10 protein-coding genes are annotated in these 19,661 nt (G+C 72.5%); 2 read left to right on the forward strand and 8 right to left on the reverse strand.

The features are described 5' to 3' along the window. Positions 1 to 2 precede the first annotated feature (2 nt). The 4 genes from glgB to ABD330_RS03515 form a co-directional block, all read right to left on the reverse strand. The gene (glgB, locus tag ABD330_RS03500) at positions 3 to 2,432 is read right to left on the reverse strand and encodes a 1,4-alpha-glucan branching protein GlgB (RefSeq protein WP_344460490.1); all 2,430 of its coding nucleotides are present in this window, start codon (positions 2,430 to 2,432) and stop codon (positions 3 to 5) included. Positions 2,433 to 2,470: 38 nt separating this feature from the next. After that, positions 2,471 to 3,946, reverse strand: coding sequence for a maltokinase N-terminal cap-like domain-containing protein (locus ABD330_RS03505; RefSeq protein ID WP_425555423.1), 1,476 nt, complete (start codon positions 3,944 to 3,946; stop codon positions 2,471 to 2,473). 252 nt (positions 3,947 to 4,198) lie between these two features. After that, positions 4,199 to 5,920 (reverse strand): maltose alpha-D-glucosyltransferase, encoded by a 1,722-nt coding sequence (gene treS, locus ABD330_RS03510; RefSeq protein WP_344460494.1) that lies wholly within the window; start codon positions 5,918 to 5,920, stop codon positions 4,199 to 4,201. Beyond that, a complete protein-coding gene (locus ABD330_RS03515) occupies positions 5,917 to 7,872 on the reverse strand; it encodes an alpha-1,4-glucan--maltose-1-phosphate maltosyltransferase (protein ID WP_344460637.1) in 1,956 nt (651 codons plus the stop codon). The genes treS and ABD330_RS03515 overlap by 4 nt, the downstream gene beginning before the upstream one ends. 1,079 nt (positions 7,873 to 8,951) lie before the next feature. Between ABD330_RS03515 and glgP the strand changes: the two genes are divergently transcribed. Further along, a complete protein-coding gene (gene glgP / locus ABD330_RS03520; RefSeq protein ID WP_344460496.1) occupies positions 8,952 to 11,627 on the forward strand; it encodes an alpha-glucan family phosphorylase in 2,676 nt (891 codons plus the stop codon). 82 nt (positions 11,628 to 11,709) lie between these two features. On the opposite strand, the gene ABD330_RS03525 is transcribed toward glgP, so the two are convergent. The 4 genes from ABD330_RS03525 to glgX are packed head-to-tail and all read right to left on the reverse strand — an operon-like array spanning position 11,710 to position 18,214. Beyond that, entirely contained in the window at positions 11,710 to 12,219 is a 510-nt protein-coding gene (locus ABD330_RS03525) for a DinB family protein (protein ID WP_344460498.1), read from the reverse strand. Positions 12,220 to 12,259: 40 nt separating this feature from the next. Further along, positions 12,260 to 14,089 (reverse strand): ABC transporter ATP-binding protein, encoded by a 1,830-nt coding sequence (locus ABD330_RS03530; protein WP_344460500.1) that lies wholly within the window; start codon positions 14,087 to 14,089, stop codon positions 12,260 to 12,262. Beyond that, the gene (locus ABD330_RS03535) at positions 14,086 to 15,936 is read right to left on the reverse strand and encodes an ABC transporter ATP-binding protein (protein ID WP_344460502.1); all 1,851 of its coding nucleotides are present in this window, start codon (positions 15,934 to 15,936) and stop codon (positions 14,086 to 14,088) included. The genes ABD330_RS03530 and ABD330_RS03535 overlap by 4 nt, the downstream gene beginning before the upstream one ends. A gap of 43 nt (positions 15,937 to 15,979) precedes the next feature. Then, complete coding sequence (gene glgX / locus ABD330_RS03540) at positions 15,980 to 18,214, reverse strand: glycogen debranching protein GlgX (protein ID WP_425555424.1); 2,235 nt, start codon at positions 18,212 to 18,214, stop codon at positions 15,980 to 15,982. 235 nt (positions 18,215 to 18,449) lie between these two features. Between glgX and ABD330_RS03545 the strand changes: the two genes are divergently transcribed. Beyond that, a complete protein-coding gene (locus tag ABD330_RS03545; RefSeq protein WP_344460504.1) occupies positions 18,450 to 19,649 on the forward strand; it encodes a L,D-transpeptidase in 1,200 nt (399 codons plus the stop codon). Positions 19,650 to 19,661 lie beyond the last annotated feature (12 nt).

Below are 19,661 nucleotides of genomic sequence, written 5' to 3' on the forward strand. Positions count from 1 at the left end.
CGTCAGCGGGCCGGGCGGAGCCAGACGGTGGCGAGCGGGGGCAGGATCAGTTCGGCGCTGCGGGGCTGGTCGTTCCAGGGGGTCGGTTCGGCCTTGACCGGCTGGGAGTTGGCGGCGCCGCTGCCGCCGTACTCCTCGGCGTCGGTGTTGAAGGCCTCCTCCCAGAGCTGCTCGGGGCCGTCCAGCGGGGGCAGGCCGACCCGGTAGCAGTGCCGGACGACGGGGGAGAAGTTGCTGACGGCGACCAGCGGGGTGCCGTCGGCGGCGTACCGGACGAAGGAGAGCACGTTGTCCTCGGCCGCGCCGCCGTCCAGCCAGCGGAAGCCGTCCGGGGTGGTGTCCTGCTCCCAGAGCGCGGGCGCGTCGAGGTAGGCCGCGTTCAGGGCGCCGACCAGCCGTTGCACGCCCTGGTGGCCGGCCGCGCCCGGCCAGTCGTCGGCGAGCACCCACCACTGCGGGCCCTGCTCGTGGTCCCACTCCGCGCCCTGGGCGAACTCCTGTCCCATGAAGAGGAGTTGCTTGCCCGGGTGGGCCCACATGAAGCCGAGGTAGGCGCGGTGGTTGGCGCGCTGCTGCCACCAGTCGCCGGGCATCTTGGAGACCAGCGACTGCTTGCCGTGCACCACCTCGTCGTGCGAGATCGGCAGGACGTAGTTCTCCGAGTAGGCGTACACCATCGAGAAGGTGATCTCGTTGTGGTGGAACTTGCGGTGCACCGGCTCCTTGGAGATGTAGACCAGCGAGTCGTGCATCCAGCCCATGTTCCACTTCAGGCCGAAGCCGAGGCCCCCGCTGTCGGTGGGCCGGGTCACGCCGTCCCAGGCCGTGGACTCCTCGGCGATGGTGACCACGCCGGGGCAGCGGCGGTAGACGGTCGCGTTCATCTCCTGGAGGAAGGAGGCGGCGTCGAGGTTCTCCCGCCCGCCGAACTGGTTCGGCGTCCAGGCGCCGCCCTCGCGCGAGTAGTCGAGGTAGAGCATCGAGGCGACGGCGTCGACCCGCAGGCCGTCGATGTGGAACTCCTCGCACCAGTAGACCGCGTTGGCGACCAGGAAGTTGCGGACCTCGGTGCGGCCGTAGTCGAACTCCAGCGTCCCCCAGTCCGGGTGCTCGGCGCGCAGCGGGTCGGCCGGTTCGTAGAGCGGCTCGCCGTCGAAGCGGGCGAGCGCGAAGTCGTCCTTGGGGAAGTGCGCGGGGACCCAGTCCATGATCACGCCGATGCCGTGCCGGTGCAGCACGTCGATCAGGTGCTTGAAGTCGTCCGGGCTGCCGAGCCGGGCGGTCGGGGCGTAGAACCCGGAGACCTGGTACCCCCAGGAGCCGCCGAACGGGTGCTCCATCACCGGCATGAACTCCACGTGGGTGAAGTTCAACTCCTGTAGGTAGCCGGGCAGTACCTCGGCGATCTCGCGGTACGTGGTGAGGTCCGGGCGCCAGGAGGCGAGGTGCAGCTCGTAGACCGACATCGGCGCGCGGTGGTGCACGGTGCGCGCCCGGCGCGCGAGCCACTCGTCGTCGCCCCACTCGTACGCGGAGGTGTGCACCACGGACGCGGTGGCCGGCGGGCACTGGGTGGCCCGGGCCAGCGGGTCGGCCTTCTGGAGCACCCAGCCCTGCCGGGTGCGGATCTCGTACTTGTACTGGGCGCCCTCGCCGAGGCCCGGTACGAAGAGCTCCCAGACCCCGGAGGAGCCGAGCGAGCGCATCGGGTGGCCCGTCCCGTCCCAGTGGTTGAAGTCGCCGACCAGGCGGACACCCGCCGCGTTCGGCGCCCAGACCGCGAAGGCGGTGCCGCGGACCCCGTCCACCGTCCGGACGTGGGAGCCGAGTGCCCGCCAGAGCTGCTCGTGCCGGCCCTCGGAGATCAGGTGCAGGTCGAGTTCGCCGAGGGTGGGCGCCGTCCGGTAGCCGTCCTCCTGGCGGATCGGCTCGCCGTCCGGGTACGTCACCAGCAGGTGATAGTCGGGGATCCGCCGGCCCGCCAGCAGCCCGGTGAACAGGCCGGAGCGCAGGTGGGTCAGCTCGGCCGGCCCGTGCGCCGTCTCGATCACCACCCGCTCGGCGAACGGGCGCAGCACCCGGATCGTCACGCCCTCGGTGGCGACGTGCGCGCCCAGCAGGGCGTGCGGGTCGTGGTGCACGCCGGAGAGCAGCCGCTCGATCTCGGACGGCGGCAGCGGAGCCTCCGGCAGCCGCAGGACGGCGTGCGGGCTGCCGGGTGAACCGGTGTGCGTGCGGGCGTGCGCCTGCTCCGACGCGCCGTCCGGCTGCGCGCCCCCCGCAGGGGTGGCCCGCGGAGCCGGCGCAGGCTCCGCGCTCCGGCGCGCACTCCCCGTCCGCCGGGTGGGCGCCGGTGTCGCCGGCCTGCCGGACAGGAAGGTGGCGGGCACGGCGGGCGTGCTGCGGTCGTGCTTCGGGCCGAGCGGAGTCACGGCGGAGTCCTCCTGCGGGGGGTCGGTGGTGCCGGGCGTCAGACGGTGAGGGCCAGGCGGTTGATGGCGGCCAGCGGGATGGGCAGCCAGCTGGGCCGGTGCCGGGCTTCGTAGACCACCTCGTAGACCGCCTTGTCGATCTCCAGCGCCCGCATCAGCTCCGGCGAGGCGCCCGGGTCGCTGCCCCCGCCGGCGCTGTACCCCGCGCAGTACGCCGTGCGGTTGCGGGCCGCCCAGGCCGCCGCGAGGTGGGCCAGCTCCGGGTCGGGCGGGCCGCCGGCCAGCAGGTGCGCGGCCGCGTAGTCGAAGGAGCGCAGCATGGCCGCGACGTCGCGCAGGGCCGGCTGCGGCAGCCTGCGTTCGGCCAGCGGCTTGGCCGGCTCGCCCTCGAAGTCGAGCAGGACCCAGCCGTGCGGGGTGCGCATCGCCTGCCCGAGGTGCAGGTCCCCGTGGATGCGCTGGACGGGTACGCCGTCCAGGTGATCGGCCGTCAGCTGCCGGAAGGCGGTGCGCAGCGCCGGGCGGTAGCGCAGCAGGCCGGGGACGGCGGACACCGCGCTGTCCAGCCGGTCGGCCATCGCCCCGGCGAGCAGGCCCAGCTGGGCCCGGTCCAGCCGGGCCACCGGCATCGAGCGGGCCAGTACCCGGTGCACCTCGGCGGTGGCGCGGCCCAGCCGGTGCGCCTCGATCGCGAAGTTGCCCGGGGACGGGTCGCCCTTGAGCCGGGCCACCTGGTCGAGTGCGAGCTCCCAGCCGTCCTCCGCGTCCGGCAGGTAGCGCTGGAGCAGTCCCAGAGTGGCCGGTTCCGATCGCTCCATCCGGCTCTCGAACCACGCGGCGACCCGGGGGATGCGCGTCGAACCGGCCCGGGAGAGCGCCAGGGACAGCTCCAGGTCCGGGTTGGTGCCGGGGCTGATGCGGCGGAAGAGCTTCAGGATGAACGAGGTGCCGTAGATCACCGAGCTGTTGCTCTGCTCGGCGGTGCTGGCGCGCCCCGGCAGGTTGGCGGGCAGCCCGGGGCCCGGGGTGCGGCGGAAGGCGAGCGCGCCGAACCGGTCCCCGGTCGCCAGGTGCTCCAGCAGGCGGCCCGTCAGCTCCGGGTCGTGCAGGGCGTCGTAGAGCACGGCACCGTCGTACGGGCCGCCGCTGAGCCGCCCGAGGACGGTGGAGGGGGCGAGGCCCGGGGGCTGCTGCGAACGGGTGCCGAGCAGGAGCTGGTAGATGTCGCCGCCGCCGGCGTGCTCGACCCTCAGCAGCAGGTGCAGCAGGGCCGGGTCGCCGACCTGCAGGGGGGTGCCGAGGACCGGCGTCAGGCCGGTGATGGCGCGCCCCTTGCCGGCGTACCAGCGCTGGCCGGGCAGCCAGGCGGCGATCAGCGGCAGGGCGGCCTGCACCAGCTCGCTGACCCCGGGGGTGGTTCTGCGAAGCCCGGCGCCACGGGGCCCCACGGGCACGGGAGTGCCTTCGGAGGGCTCGTGGTGCACACGGGCTTGAGAACGGGAGGTTTCGGACATGACTCCCTTTCCCCGGAAGCGGGCCGACTGCCCGACGGGTCTGGCCGGGTCCGTCAGTCTTCCGGATTTCGGCGGCGCGACGGCGACGGCACGCGAGCCGGGCTCGGGTGTCACGCCTTAGTGTGGGTGGCCGTTGGGCTGTTCTCCGTACGCGGTGGTGCAGAGAGCTCCGGGGGCGCGAGTTTTCCCTCTCGCGCCCCCGGAGGTGACGAGCTGATGGATCGTTACTTCGCGACTGCCGGGGAATGCCTCTTATTTCCCACGGGAGTCGCCGTTTCGCGCGGGATTGCGCAGCTGGAACCAGTAGAAGCCGTGCCCGGCCAGCGTGAGCAGGTAGGGCCACTCGCCGATGGACGGGAAGCGCACGCCGCCGATCAGCTCCACCGGGTACCGCCCGCCGTACCGCCGCAGGTCCAACTCGGTCGGCTGCGCGAACCGCGAGAAGTTGTTCACGCACATGACCAGGTCGCCCTCGTGCTCGCGCACGAAGGCCAGGACCGCGGGGTTGCTGGACGGCAGCTCGGTGTAGCTGCCGAGGCCGAACGCCGGGTTGAGCTTGCGGATCTCGATCATGCGACGCGTCCAGTGCAGCAGTGAACTCGAACTGCTTTGCTGCGCTTCGACGTTGGTCACCTGGAAGCCGTACACCGGATCCATGATGGGCGGCAGACTGAGCCTGCCCGGGTCGGCGGAGGAGAAACCCGCGTTCCGGTCGGGGGTCCACTGCATCGGGGTCCGGACGCCGTCCCGGTCGCCGAGCCAGATGTTGTCGCCCATCCCGATCTCGTCCCCGTAATAGAGGACGGGGGAGCCGGGGAGGGAGAGCAGCAGGGCCGTGAACAGCTCGATCTGGTTCCGGTCGTTCTCCAGCAGCGGCGCGAGCCGGCGCCGGATCCCCACGTTGGCGCGCATCCGCGGATCTTTGGCGTACTCCGCGTACATGTAGTCGCGCTCCTCGTCGGTGACCATTTCCAGGGTCAGCTCGTCGTGGTTGCGCAGGAAAATACCCCACTGGCAATTGCCGGGAATGGTGGGCGTCTTCGCGAGGATCTCGGAGACCGGATAACGGCTCTCCCGCCGGACGGCCATGAAGATCCGCGGCATCACGGGGAAGTGGAACGCCATGTGGCACTCGTCGCCGCCGGAGGCGAAATCGCCGAAGTAGTCGACCACGTCCTCGGGCCACTGGTTGGCCTCGGCCAGCAGCACGGTGTCCGGGTAGTCCGCATCGATCTCCTTGCGGACCCGGCGCAGGAACTCGTGCGTCTCGGGCAGGTTCTCGCAGTTGGTGCCCTCCCGCGCGAACAGGTACGGCACCGCGTCGAGGCGGAAGCCGTCGATCCCGAGATCCAGCCAGAACCGCAGCCCCGCGATCATCTCCTCCTGCACCCGCGGGTTGTCGTAGTTCAGGTCCGGCTGGTGCGAGAAGAACCGGTGCCAGAAGTACTGCTTGCGGACGGGGTCGTACGTCCAGTTGGAGGACTCGGTGTCGACGAAGATGATCCGGGCGTCCGGGTACTGCTTGTCGTCGTCGGCCCACATGTAGAAGTCGCCGTACGGGCCGTCCGGGTCCCTGCGGGACTCCTGGAACCACGGGTGCTGGTCACTCGTGTGGTTCATCACGAAGTCGATGATCACCCGCATGCCGCGCGCGTGGGCGGCGTCGGTGAACTCCACGAAGTCGGCCAGGTCGCCGAACTCCGGCAGCACCGATTTGTAGTCGGCCACGTCGTAGCCGCCGTCGCGCAGCGGCGAGGCGAAGAACGGCGGGATCCAGAGGCAGTCCACGCCGAGCCACTGGAGGTAGTCCAGCTTGGAGGTGAGCCCCTTGAGGTCACCGATGCCGTCACCGTTGCTGTCCTGGAAGGACCTGACCAGCACCTCGTAGAAGACCGCGCGTTTGAACCACTCCGGGTCCAGGTTCTTCGGAGGTGTCTCGGCGAAGGTGTCGGGTACGGGCTCGTTCACTGTCACTGCGGGTTCCTCCGAACCGTGAGGAGGTGGGCCGGCGCGGCGGAAGGGTCGAGCCGGACGTAGTTGTGCCGGCCCCAGGTGTAGCTCGCGCCGGTCAGCTCGTCGTGCACGGCGAGCGGGCCGTCGTCGTCGAGGGTGACGGTGGCTTCCTGGGGGTGGTGCGGGTCGAGGTTGACCACCACGACGACCCGGTCGGTGAGACCGTCCTCGGTGGCGGCGGTCTTGCTGTACGCGATCACGTGCTCGTTGTCGGTGGGGTGGAACCGCAGGTCGCGCAGCTGCTGCAGGGCCGGGTGGCGGCGCCGCAGGCGGTTGAGCGTGGTGAGCAGCGGGGCGAGGGTGTCGGTACGGCTCCAGTCGCGCGGCCGGAGCTCGTACTTCTCCGAGTGCGCGTACTCCTCACTGCCCGGTCCGGCGGCTTCGTTCTCGTACTGCTCGTACCCGGCGTAGACGCCGTAGCTCGGGGCGAGGGTGGCCGCGAGTACCGCGCGCAGGGCGAAAGCGGCCCGGCCTCCGGTCCGGAGGTGTTCGGGCAGGATGTCCGGGGTGTTGGCGAAGAAGTTGGGGCGCATGTAGGCGGCGGCCTCACCCGTCAGCTCGGTGAGGTACTCGGTGAGTTCGGCCTTGGTGGTGCGCCAGGTGAAGTACGTGTAGGACTGGTGGAAGCCGATCCGGCCCAGGGTGTGCATCATCGCCGGGCGGGTGAACGCCTCGGCGAGGAACACCACGTCGGGGTCGGTGCGGGCGATGTCGCCGAGCACCTTCTCCCAGAAGACCACCGGCTTGGTGTGCGGGTTGTCGACCCGGAAGATCCGGACGCCGTGGGCCATCCAGTACCGCAGCAGCCGCAGGGTCTCCTTGACCAGGCCGTCGAAGTCCAGGTCGAAGTTGACGGGGTGGATGTCCTGGTACTTCTTCGGCGGGTTCTCGGCGTAGGCGATGGTGCCGTCGGCCCGGTGGGTGAACCACTCGGGGTGCTTGTTGACCCACGGGTGGTCGGGCGAGCACTGGAGGGCGAAGTCGAGGGCGATCTCCAGGCCGAGCGCGGCGGCCTCGGCGACGAAGTGGTCGAAGTCCTCGATGGTGCCGAGGTCCGGGTGGACCGCGTCGTGGCCGCCCTCCGGCGAGCCGATCGCCCACGGGGAGCCGACGTCGTGCGGCCCGGCGGTGAGGGTGTTGTCCGGGCCCTTGCGCCAGGCTCGGCCGATCGGGTGGATCGGCGGCAGGTAGAGCACGTCGAAACCCATCGCCGCGACGGCGGGCAGCCGCTGTTCGGCGGTGCGGAAGGTGCCCGAGACCGGCGGGGTGTTGCCGTCCGGGTCGACCACCGCGCCCTCGGAGCGCGGGAAGAACTCGTACCAGGCGCCGTACAGCGCCCGCTGCCGGTCGACCTGGAGCGGCAGCGGCCGCGAGGTGCTGAGCAGCTCCCGCAGCGGGTAGCGCGCCAGCAGCTCCGTCACCTCCGGGACGAGTGCGGAGGCGAGCCGGCTGAGCGGTGGCAGGGCCGTGTCGCGCAGCGCGTCGACGGCGGCCAGGACGTGCGCCCGGCCCTCCTTCTTCGGGACGCCCGAGGCGGCGCGCTCCAGCAGCTGCGCGCCCTCCTCCAGGACGAGCGCGGTGTCGATCCCGGCAGGCAGCTTCACCGCGGCGGCCTTGCGCCAGGTGGCGACCGGATCGCTCCACGCCTCGACCAGGTAGGACCAGCGGCCCTCGGTGGCCGGCGTGACGTACGCGCCCCAGCGGTCGGTGCCCGGGGCCAGCTCGCGCATCGGCGTCCACGGGCCGCTGCGGCCGCGCGGGTCGCGCAGCACCACGTTGGCGTTGACCGCGTCGTGCCCCTCCCGGAAGACGGTGGCGGTGACCGGGAACCGCTCGCCCGCCACGGCCTTGGCCGGGCGCCGCCCGGCGTCGATGAGGGGGGAGACGTCCAGGACGGGGATGCGGCCGATCACGGTGTCGCTCTCTGTCGTCTTGCGGGCGGAGGTGCTGCGGGCGGCGGAGGTACGAGGGGAGGTGCTGCGGGCGGCGGAGGCGGTGCGGGGAGCGGCTTTGCGCGCGGGGGCGGGCTGCTCGGCGGGGGCTTTCGCCGCCGTCCCCGCGGCGGTCTTCGTAGCGGTCTTCGCCGTGGTCTTCGCCGTGGTCTTCGTAGCGGTGCGGGTGCCGGGCTTCGCCGGCCTCCGCACCGCGGCGGCCGGCTCCGTCACGGTGGCCCGGCCGGCTGTGGTCTTCGCTGCGGCCGCCTTGGGGGCGGTGCTCGCGGGGGCGGTGGTCCCGGCGGCGGCGGTCCTGCGAGGGGCGCGGGGGGCGCGCGGGGCCGGGAGCGGAGGCTCCGCTCCTGACGGTGTGTCGGGTTGGCTGTTCGCCGAGGTGGACTGGTCCCGCGTGTCGCCGTGCATGCCAAACTCCTGCCCGAGATCGGCGGCAGCTCCCGCCGGCCGGTGCGGGGCCAGGGGGAGTACCGGGAGGACTGCTGGGGTGAGAGAGGACGTGCGCCCGGAGACCCGCCCCCGCCGCCACAGTCGCCGACCTGCCCGGCTCCGACCGGAGCCCGGAGGACCGCGCGCGTCCCGGCGCGCGGCCCTCCGGGCGCGCCCTGGAGTGACCCAACCCATCCGAAAACGATCGGAAGCAGGATGAGGACACGCCTGATGGGCACCACGGAGGCCGAATGGGCTACAGAAGATGACGGTTCGCCAGGGGGAAGTGTCCGGACGTAGGGCAGCAGGGGGCACCGAGCGGATCGCACTCCCCGCAGCTCCAACGACCTTTGTGCATCCTCGCACCACCGGCAAGACCTACGGGTGGGTAAGCGCGTGATTTCGGACGGTAGGCGGGGGCAGATCGGCCAGTGGAAATGCAGTCGTTCCGGACTGTTCACACGCTGGGAGCGCGTGCCTCGCACGGGATGCGCCCCCTCGCGCCCCCCGTGCCACCGAGTGCGCCGAATGTGATCTCATCAATGCTCCGAACGGGTGTGCAAGACGAGAGTTGACGCCCCATCACCTGATGTTCCGGGTCTAGGCTTCAGGCCGTGAAGGCAATCCGCAGATTCACCGTCCGCACCGTCCTGCCCGAACAACTCCAGCCGTTGCACGAACTCGCGCTGAACCTCCGTTGGTCCTGGCACCCCGAGACGAGGGAGCTCTTCCGCTCCGTCGATCCCGAGGTCTGGGCGGCGGTCGGCGAGGACCCGGTGCGGCTGCTCGGCGAGGTCCCGGCCGGGAGGCTCGCCGTACTGGCGGCCGACCGCCGCTTCCTCCGCCGACTGGGCGACCTCTCCGACGACCTGCGCGACTACCTGACCGGCCCGCGCTGGTACCAGTCCGCGATCCCCCCGGGCGACGGCGGCAGCCCGCTGCCCGCCGGCATCGCCTACTTCTCGCCCGAGTACGGCATCGCCGCCGCGCTGCCCCAGTACTCCGGCGGTCTCGGGATCCTCGCCGGTGACCACCTCAAGGCCGCCAGCGACCTCGGCGTGCCGGTCATCGGGGTCGGGCTCTTCTACCGGCACGGCTACTTCCGCCAGTCGCTCTCCCGGGACGGCTGGCAGCAGGAGCGCTACCCGCTGCTCGACCCGGACGAACTGGCCGTCAGCCTGCTCCGGGAGAGCGACGGCACCCCCTGCCGGATCGACCTCGCGCTGCCGGCCGGCCGCACCCTGGCCGCCCACATCTGGAAGGCCCAGGTCGGGCGCGTCCCCCTGCTGATGCTCGACTCCGACATCGAACCGAACACCGCCGCCGACCGGAACGTCACCGACCGCCTGTACGGCGGCGGCAGCGAGCACCGCCTGCTCCAGGAGATGCTGCTCGGCATCGGCGGCGTCCGCGCGGTGCGGACGTACTGCCGGCTCACCGGCCACGCCGCGCCCGAGGTCTTCCACACCAACGAGGGCCACGCCGGCTTCCTCGGCGTGGAGCGGATCCGCGAGCTGGCCGCCGAGGGCCTGGACTTCCCGTCCGCCCTGGAGTCCGTCCGGGCCGGCACGCTGTTCACCACCCACACCCCCGTCCCGGCCGGGATCGACCGCTTCGACCGCGACCTGGTCGCCCGGCACTTCAGCGGCGACGCCGCGCTGTCCGGCGTCCCGGCCGACCAGGTGCTCGCGCTCGGCGCGGAGAACTGGCACGGCGGCGACCCGAAGCTCTTCAACATGGCCGCGATGGGCCTGCGGCTGGCCCAGCGCGCCAACGGCGTCTCGACCCTGCACGGCGAGGTCAGCCGGAGCATGTTCAACGGCCTCTGGCCGGGCTTCGACGCCGCCGAGGTGCCGATCACCTCCGTCACCAACGGCGTCCACGCGCCGACCTGGATCGACCCGGCGGTGGTCCGCCTCGGCGTGGCCGAACTCGGCCTGGAGCGGGCCGAGAACGCCATGACGACGGGCGACACCAAGCGCTGGACGGGCCTGGAGAAGATCCCCGACGCCGAGATCTGGGAGCTGCGCCGCAGCCTGCGCGCCCAGCTGGTGGACGAGGCCCGCCGCCGGGTCCGTGCCTCCTGGCGCCAGCGCGGCGCGGGCGACGCGGAGCTGGGCTGGGTGGACGCCGTGCTCGACCCGGACGTGCTCACCATCGGCTTCGCCCGCCGGGTCCCCTCCTACAAGCGGCTGACCCTGATGCTGCGCGACCCGGCCCGGCTGCGGGCGTTGCTGCTGCACCCGACCAACCCGATCCAGATCGTGGTGGCGGGCAAGGCGCACCCCGCCGATGACGGCGGCAAGCGGCTGATCCAGCAGATGGTCGCCTTCGCCGACGACCCGGCCGTCCGGCACCGGATCGTCTTCCTGCCGGACTACGACATGGCGATGGCCCAGCACCTCTACCCGGGCTGCGACGTCTGGCTGAACAACCCGCTCCGCCCGCTGGAGGCCTGCGGCACGTCCGGGATGAAGGCCGCGCTGAACGGGTGCCTCAACCTCTCCGTCCTGGACGGCTGGTGGGACGAGTGGTACGACGGGCAGAACGGCTGGGCGATCCCGACCGCCGACGGCATCAGTTCCGAGCTCGACCCGGACAGCGCCGAGGCCGAGCGGCGGGACGACATCGAGTCCGCCGCGCTCTACGACCTGATCGAGCACCAGGTCGCGGCCCGGTTCTACGACCGCGCCTCGGACGGGCTGCCGCACCGCTGGATCGCGATGGTCCGGCACACCCTGGTCACCCTCGGCCCGAAGGTGCTGGCCGGCCGGATGGTCCGGGAGTACGTCGAGCGGCTCTACGCCCCGGCGGCCGCGGCGCAGCGCGAGCTGTCCGCCGGTCCGGGCGGCTCCGCGTACGCGGGTGCCCGGACGCTGGCCGAGTGGAAGACCCGGGTCCGGCAGGGCTGGCCGGCCGTCCGGGTCGAGCACGTCGAGGCCGAGGGCCCGGCCGAGGCCCAGGAGCTGGGCTCCACGCTGACCCTGCGGGCGCAGGTCTCGCTCGGGCAGCTCCGCCCGGGTGACGTCGAGGTCCAGGTGGTCTCGGGTCGGGTGGACGAGGCCGACGGGCTCTCCGACGCCGTCTCGCTCGCGCTCAAGCCGGTCGGCGGCCCCGACCTGGACGGACGCCAGCGCTACGAGGGCTCGCTGGAGCTCTCCCGCACCGGCCCGTTCGGCTACACCGTCCGGGTGCTCCCGGCCCATCACCTGCTGGCCTCCCCGGCAGAACTCGGGCTGGTAGCCCTCCCGGCGGAAGCTTCCGGCATGGACACGGGAGTTCTTCGGTAACGGGCTGACCCAACAGGGGCGCGTGGGGGTACCTCCCAGCCTTCGGCCGGGAGGTACCCCCACGCGCCCCTGGGGGACCCCGTTACGCGCCGACGACGCCGTCGATGCCTTCGCGCAAGAAGTCCGCGTGCCCGTTGTGCCGGGCGTACTCGGTGATGACGTGGAGCATGACCATCCGGAGGGACACGTCCTCGCCCCAGCGGGCGAAGTGGGCGGTCACGTCGAGGGAGTCCGCGGCGGCCTCGATCCGGCGGGAGTGCTCGACCTCCGCCTGCCAGGCCGCGAAGGCCTCGGCACGGGTGGACGCGCTCGCGTCGTACGCCTCCTGGAAGTCGAAGGTGTCGGACCAGACGAGCGGGATGTCCTCGTGGCCGATCACCCGGCGGAACCAGTTCCGCTCGACCTCGGCCATGTGCCGGACCAGCCCGAGCAGGGAGAGCGTCGAGGGCGGCATCGACTGACTCCGCAGGTCCTCGTCGGAGAGCCCCTGGCACTTCATCGCGAGCGTCTCGCGGTGGACTTCGAGGTACCCACGCAGCGTCTCACGCTCGTTCCCCGTCCGGGGCGGGTCGATGCGGTTGTCGGTGATCAAAGCTGAATCCTTTTTTCTGAAGGGGCGACCGGTTGCCGAACTAGACCAGGCTGTCACGCCAGGTCTGGTGGAGGCCGGCGAAGCGGCCCTGACCGCTGATCAGGTCGGCCGGGGTGCCGTCCTCGACGATGTGGCCCTGCTCCATCACCAGGACCCGGTCGGCGATCTCCACGGTGGAGAGCCGGTGCGCGATGATCACAGCCGTCCGTCCGGCCAGGACGGTCCGCATGGCGCGCTGCACCGCCTGCTCGCCGGGGACGTCCAGCGAGGAGGTCGCCTCGTCGAGGATCAGCACCGCCGGGTCGGCCAGCAGGGCGCGGGCGAAGGCCACCAGCTGCCGCTGCCCGGCCGAGATCCGGCCGCCGCGCTTGCGGACGTCGGTGTCGAAGCCGTCCGGCAGCTCGGCGATGAACTCGTACGCGCCGATCTCCCGGGCCGCCTGCTCGATCTGCGCGCGGGAGGCGCCCGGCCGGCCGATGCCGATGTTCTCGGCGACCGTGCCGGAGAACAGGAAGGACTCCTGGGTGACCATCACCACCGAGCGCCGCAGCTCCGCGGCGGGCAGGTCGCGCAGGTCGACGCCGTCCAGGGTGATCCGGCCGTCGGTCGGGTCGTAGAACCGGGCCAGCAGCTTGGCCAGGGTGGACTTGCCCGCGCCGGTCGCGCCGACCACGGCGGTGGTCCGCCCGGCGGGCAGCACCAGGTCGAAGACGGGCAGCACCTCCTTGCCGGTGCGGTAGGCGAACCGCGTCCCGGCGAACACGACCTCGCGGCCCTCGCCGGTGGCGGCCGGCAGCGCGACGGGCGCGGCCGGTTCGGCGACGGTCGGCTCGTGGGCCAGCAGGCCGGCCATCTTCTCCAGGGCGGCGGCGGCCGACTGGTAGCTGTTCAGGAACATCGCCAGCTGGTCGATCGGGTCGTAGAGCCGCCGCAGGTACAGCACGAAGGCGGTGAGCACGCCGAGCTGCAGGCTGCCGTCGGTGACCAGGACGGCGCCCAGCACCACCACGCCGGTGATCCAGACGTTGGCGGTCGCCCGGGAGAGGCCCACGTACCGGGCCATCTCCAGCAGGCCGTCGGCGGTGGCGGCGGCGGACTGCCGGTTCGAGGCGTCGAAGGCGGCGTCGTTGGCGGCCTCGCGGCGGAAGGCCTGCACCGGGCGGATGCCGTTCATGGTCTCGGTGAACTTGACGATCACCGAGGCGACGGCCGTCCGCGAGCGCCGGTAGACCCGCAGCGAGCGGCGCCGGAACGAGCGGATGACCAGGTACATCGGCAGGAAGGAGGCCAGTGCGGCCAGCCCGAGCCGCCAGTCCATCACCAGCAGCAGCACCGCGATGTAGCAGACCGAGAGGATCACCGTGAGGAGTTCCTGCAGGCCCTCGTTGAGCAGCTCGCGCAGGGCGTCCACGTCGCTGGTGGCCCGGGAGATGATCCGGCCCGAGGTGTAGCGCTCGTGGAAGTCCAGGCCGAGCCGCTGGGCGTGCTCGAAGATCCGGCCGCGCAGGTCGAGCAGGATGTCCTGGTTGATCACGGCGCTGAGCCGGACGAACGCGCGTTGCAGCACCGTGCTCACCGCGGCGCAGCCCAGGTAGCCCGCGATCACCGCGACGAGCGGGCCGCTGTCGTGCGCGCGCAGCGCCGGGATGCCCCGGTCCATCGCGACCGCGACCAGCAGCGGGCCGGTCTGCAACGCCGCCTGCTGGACCATGATGACCAGCATCGCGAAGGCGATCCGGGCCTTGTGCGGGCCGAGCAGCCGGCCGAGCAGCGTCCGGGCGGCGCCGGGCGGGACGGGTATGTCCTCGTCCTCCGCCACCGGGAGGGCCGGCTCCTCGGTGTCGGTGGGCGGTTCGAGGGTGGTGGTCATCGCGCGGGGCTCCCTTCGAGCAGCGGGGCGCTCTCGCCCGACATCAGCTCCCGGTAGGCCGGCGAGCTCTTCAGCAGCTCCTGGTGGGTGCCGACGGCGGTGATCCGGCCCCCGTCCAGGACGGCGACCCGGTCCGCGAGCAGCACGGTGCTCGGGCGGTGGGCGACCACCAGGGCGGTGGTGGAGCCGAGCACCTGGCGCAGCGCCTGTTCGACCAGCGCCTCGGTGTGCACGTCGAGCGCGGAGAGCGGGTCGTCCAGCACCAGGAAGCCGGGCTCGCCGACCACCGCGCGGGCCAGCGCCAGGCGCTGCCGCTGGCCGCCGGACAGGCTCAGGCCCTGCTCGCCGACCTGGGTCTCGACCCCGGCGGGCAGCTTCTCGACGAAGGCCGCCTGGGCGGTGTGCAGCGCGGTGGCGAGCTGCTCCGGACTCGCCCCGGGCGCGCCCATCAGCACGTTCTCCCGGACGGTGGCGGAGAACAGCGTCGGCTCCTCGAAGGCGACGGCGACCAGCTCGCGCAGCCGCTGCCGGGGGATGTCGCGCAGGTCGCGGCCGTCCAGCGTGATCGAGCCGCCGGTGACCTCGTACAGCCGGGGCAGCAGCGCGGTCAGCGTGGTCTTGCCGCTGCCGGTCGCGCCGACCAGGGCCATCGTCTCGCCGCTGCGGATGTGCAGGTCGATGCCGCACAGCAGGTCGGGGGTGTCGGCGGGCGCGTCGGGGTAGCGGAACCGGACGCCGCTGAACCGGATGCCCCGGTCCGCCGCCACCGGGTTGCCGGAGGGGCGTTCGGGGTCGTCCGGCTCGTCCATCACCTCGAAGTAGCGGTCGGTGGCGGTGGCGGCCTCGTTGGCGTACGCGAGCAGCCAGCCGAGCGACTCGACCGGCCAGCGCAGGGCCAGCGCGGTGGACAGGAAGGCGACCAGGGTGCCGGTGGTCAGTTCGTCGTGGGCGACCAGGACGGCGCCGACGGCGAGTGCGCAGCCGAGCGCGATCTCGGGCAGGCCGACGATCATCGCCCAGAGGTTCGCGAGCAGCCGGGCCTTGCCGAGTTCGGTCTCGCGCAGTTCGCGGTTCTGCTGCTGGAAGCGCTCGGCCATCGTCCGGTGCCGGCCGAAGGCCTTGAGGACGCGGATGCCGAGGATCGACTCCTCGATCAGGGTGGCCAGGTCGCCGGTCTGGTCCTGGGAGCGGCGGGCGGCCAGCGCGTAGCGGCTCTCGAAGTACCGGCTGAGCAGCACCAGCGGGATCGCGGGCGTCAGGGTGACCAGGCCGAGCCGCCAGTCGAGGACCAGCATCATCACCGAGCCGGTCACGAAGACCAGCGAGTTGACGATCAGGAAGACCAGCGGGAAGGCCAGGAACAGCCGCATGGTGAACATGTCGGAGGTGGCCCGGGAGAGCAGCTGCCCGGACGGCCAGCGGTCGTGGAAGGAGACCGGCAGCCGTTGCAGCTTGGCGAACAGGTCGCCGCGCATCGTGCTCTCGACCTTGGCGAGCGGGCGGGCCACGATCACCCGGCGGACGCCGAACAGGCCGGCCTCGATCAGGCCGAGCAGCAGGAGCAGCCCGGCGAGCGGCCAGAGCCCGCCGTAGTCGTGGTGGGCGACCGGGCCGTCCACGATCGAGCGCAGCACCAGCGGCACGAGCAGCACACTGCCCGAGGCGATGCCGGCGGCGAGGGTGGCACCGGCGAGGCGCCAGCGCACCGGGCGCGCGTACGGCCACAGGCGCAGCAGCGAGCGCACCGTGGACCTCGGCGTGGCGGGTGACGGCGGGGCGGATCTGTCGGTGGACGGATCCTGCTGGTCCGCGGGGGTGTGCGGTGGCGGTATCTGGTTCTCGTCCATCGCGGAGAGAGTAGGCCGCGAGGCCCGCTTTTCTCATCCGGTTTTACCGGCCGGTCGGCGAGAACCGGCCATGGTCGCCGCCGGTGCGCAGCAGCCGGGCCGACCTGCCGCGCACCGTCAGGGTGGTCAGCGCCGGGTGCCAGGTCTGCGGGGTGCGGGCCTGGGCGGTGTCCACCACCGCCTCGTAGCCGGAGGCCCACGGCTCCCCCGGCAGCACGAACGGGGTGGGCTGGTCACCGGCGTTGAGCAGCAGCAGGAAGCTGTCGTCGGTGACCGCGCAGCCGTGCTGGTCCCGTTCGGACATCGCGGTGCCGCAGAGCAGCATCCCGAGCACGGCGGTCGGGGCGAACCAGTCCGACTCCGTCATCTCCCGGCCCCGGACGGTGAACCAGGCCAGGTCCCGCTGACCGCCCGGCACGGCGGCCCGCCCGGAGAAGAACGCCCGCTGCCGCAGCACCGGGTGCGCCCGGCGCAGCCCGATCAGCCGGGCCGTCAGCTCGTACAGCGCCCGCCACTCGGGCTGCTCCAGCAGCGACCAGTCCAGCCAGCTGGTCTCGTCGTCCTGGCAGTACGCGTTGTTGTTGCCGCCCTGGGTGCGGCCCAGCTCGTCGCCGGCCGTGAGCATCGGCACGCCGGTGGAGAGCAGCAGGGTGGTCATCAGGTTGCGCAGCTGGCGGTGCCGCAGCTCGTCGACGGCCGGGTCGGCCGTCCCGCCCTCGGCGCCGCAGTTCCAGGAGCGGTTGTCGTCCGTGCCGTCCCGGTTGTCCTCGCCGTTGGCCTCGTTGTGCTTGCCGTTGTAGGAGACCAGGTCGCGCAGGGTGAAGCCGTCGTGCGCGGTGACGAAGTTGACCGAGGCGTACGGGCGGCGCCCGCCGCGCTGGTACAGGTCGGAGGAGCCGGAGAGCCGGTAGCCGAGCTCGCGGACGTCGGGTCTGGCGCCGCGCCAGAAGTCCCGGACGGTGTCGCGGTACTTGTCGTTCCACTCGGCCCACAGCGGCGGGAAGCCGCCGACCTGGTAGCCGCCGGCGCCGACGTCCCAGGGCTCGGCGATCAGCTTGACCCGGCTGAGCACCGGGTCCTGCGACACGGCGCCGAGGAAGGGGTGGTGCATCTCGACCCCGTCGCTGCCCCGGGCGAGCGCGGCGGCGAGGTCGAAACGGAAGCCGTCCACGCCCATCTCGGTGACCCAGTAGCGCAGCGAGTCGGTGATCAGCCGGACGGTGTGCGGCTGGCGGGTGTCCAGGGTGTTGCCGCAGCCGGTGTAGTCGGCGTAGCCGCGCCGGCTGCGGTCCAGCCGGTAGTAGCCGCCGTTGTCGATGCCGCGCAGGCTCAGCGAGGGGCCCGCGACGCCGCCCTCGGCGGTGTGGTTGTAGACCACGTCGAGGATCACCTCGATGCCCGCCGCGTGCAGTGCCCGGACCATCCGCTTGAACTCGCCGACCTGCTGGCCCCGGGTGCCGGAGGCCGAGTAGCCGCCGTGCGGGGCGAAGAAGCCGAGCGTGTTGTACCCCCAGTAGTTGGTCAGCCCGCGCCGCTGGAGGTGGTCCTCGCTGACGTGCTGGTGGACGGGCAGCAGCTCGACGGCGGTCACGCCGAGGCCGGTCAGGTGGTCGATCGCGGCCGGGTGGGCGAGGCCCGCGTAGGTGCCGCGCAGCTCGGGCGGGATGCCGGGGTGGCGCATGGTGAAGCCCCGGACGTGCAGCTCGTAGAGCACCGTCTCGGCCCACGGGGTCTTCGGCCGCTGGTCGTCGTACCAGTCGTCGTCGTCGTGCACCACGACGGCCTTGGGCACGTACGCGGCGGAGTCCCGGTTGTCCCGGACGGTGTCGGCGACCTCCGGCTCGGGCCAGTTGCGGACGGAGGCGCAGACCGCGTCGTCGGCGGTGTAGGCGCCGTCCACGGCGCGGGCGTACGGGTCCAGCAGCAGCTTGGCCGGGTTCCAGCGGGCGCCCGTCCACGGGTCCCACCGGCCGTGCACCCGGTAGCCGTACCGGGTGCCGGGCAGTACGCCGGGCACGAAGCCGTGCCAGGTCTGGAAGGTCCGCTCGGTGAGCGCGTGCCGGCTCTCCTGGCCCGCCTCGTCGAACAGGCAGAGCTCGACCGCCTCGGCGTCGGGGGCCCACAGCGCGAAGTTGGTGCCCCGGGTGCCGTCCGGGGTGGTGCGGAACCGGGCGCCGAGCGGCTGCCAGCTGCCCGGCCAGGTACCGGCGGGGCCCGGGTGGGCCCGGACCGGCGTGCCCCGGCTCATGTTCTGCTGCAGCTCCTGCCACGCCGTCATCGACCGCACCTCCCAGCGCGGGGAGTCCCTTTCCCCGCTTCCCTCTTGTTCCCTGAACGGACGTCGCTGTCACGCGATCGATCATCTTGTGACGGACTGTGCACGTTTGCGCCGTGTCGTGGCGTCGGCCGGACATCCGCGCGGCCTCGGCGGGGCGGGCGGCGCCGGCCCGCTCGTGTCCAGCGGGCGGTGCGGTCGTTATGCCCCGGACGGACGACTGAGGCGGAGGGCCGCGATGCACCCGGGAGTACGAGTCTGGGCGGTCCTCGGCATGTGCCTGCTCGCGGGCTGCTCCGCCGGCCCGCCGCCGGCGGCGGGCAGCGGCGACGTGGCGGCGCCGTCGCGGCCCCCGGTCTCCGCGGCGGTGATCACCGCGTCCCCGAAGGACGGCACCCAGGAGGTGGCCGCCGACGCGCCGGTGAAGGTGGCGGTGGCGCAGGGGCGGCTGGTCTCGGTCCGCCTCGCCGACGACAAGGGCGCCGCGGTCGCCGGGAAGATCAGCCCCGACGGTGCCTCCTGGGCCCCGGACGGCAGGCTCCAGCTGGCCACCCCCTACACCCTGGACACCGTCGCCGAGGACGCCGCGGGCCTGCGGGCCGCCCAGCACGCGGCGTTCGCCACCCTGACCCCGGCGCACACCTTCGCCGCCTTCTTCACCCCCGAGGACGGCAGCACCGTCGGCGTCGGCATGCCGGTCTCGCTCCGCTTCACCCGGCCGATCGCCGACCGGGCCGCGGTGGAGAAGGGGGTCACCGTCACCGCCGACCCGCCCGTCCCGGTGGTCGGCCACTGGTTCGGCAGCCAGCGCCTGGACCTGCGCCCCGAGAAGTACTGGGCGGCCGGCACCAAGGTCGTGCTGGCGCTGCGCCTCAAGGACGTCCAGGGCGCGCCGGGCGACTACGGCACCCAGGAGAAGGACGTCCACTTCACCGTCGGCCGCTCCCAGATCAGCACCGTGGACCTGGACGCCCACACCATGGCGGTGCGGCAGGACGGCCGGCTCCTGCGCACCCTGCGGATCTCGGGCGGCAGCCCCGAGCACACCACCTACCTCGGCGCGATGGTCATCTCGGAGAAGTACGAGGTGACCAGGATGAACTCGCAGACGGTCGGCATGGGCGACGAGTACGACATCAAGGACGTCCCGCACGCGATGCGGCTGACCAGCTCCGGCACCTTCGTGCACGGCAACTACTGGGCCGACCGCTCGATCTTCGGCAGCGCCAACACCAGCCACGGCTGCGTGGGCCTGGCGGACGCCAAGGGCGGCTCCCCGGACACCCCGGCCGGCTGGTTCTTCGACAACTCGATCGTCGGCGACGTCGTCGACGTGGTGGGCGAGGACGGCGACGCCGTGCCGCCGGACAACGGCCTGAACGGCTGGAACCTCGGCTGGGCCCAGTGGGTGAAGGGCAGCGCGCTCACCGCGCACTGACTCCGTTCACCC

The sequence above is a fragment of the Kitasatospora kazusensis genome (assembly GCF_039529945.1).
In the GTDB taxonomy this organism is placed as follows: Bacteria; Actinomycetota; Actinomycetes; order Streptomycetales; family Streptomycetaceae; genus Kitasatospora; species Kitasatospora kazusensis.